Annotated in this window: 1 protein-coding gene; it reads right to left on the reverse strand. The window is 63.8% G+C overall.

Going from position 1 to position 279, the window contains the following annotated elements; genetic code table 11:
- The coding region (locus AAEY83_RS14380; RefSeq protein WP_502945181.1) for a condensin complex protein MksE at positions 1–279 on the reverse strand (279 nt) is incomplete at both ends.

Raw genomic sequence — 279 nt, forward strand, 5'->3', positions numbered from 1 at the left:
TTCTTCGACGGTCTGCACTTCGGCCTGGATGAACAGGTCGCGGTACTTGTCCAGCAGCGACGGCAATTCTTCGCGGCCGAGGCTGCCGCCGTCGAGCACGGCGATCGGGTCGCGGCCCTGATCGGCCAGGTGCTCGACGAGGATGAAGGTGAACAGCGCCAGACGCTGGGCGGTCTTGTTCACCGCTGCTGCGGCCATGTCCGGCACGAAGTAGTAGAAACCACGGGTGTCGCAGACCAGTTCAAAGCCCAGCGCCTTGAACAGCGTGCGGTACTGGTC

Origin of the sequence: Psychrobacter sp. TB20-MNA-CIBAN-0197 (assembly GCF_040309765.1) — a bacterium.
GTDB classification, from domain to species: Bacteria; Pseudomonadota; Gammaproteobacteria; order Pseudomonadales; family Moraxellaceae; genus Psychrobacter; species Psychrobacter submarinus.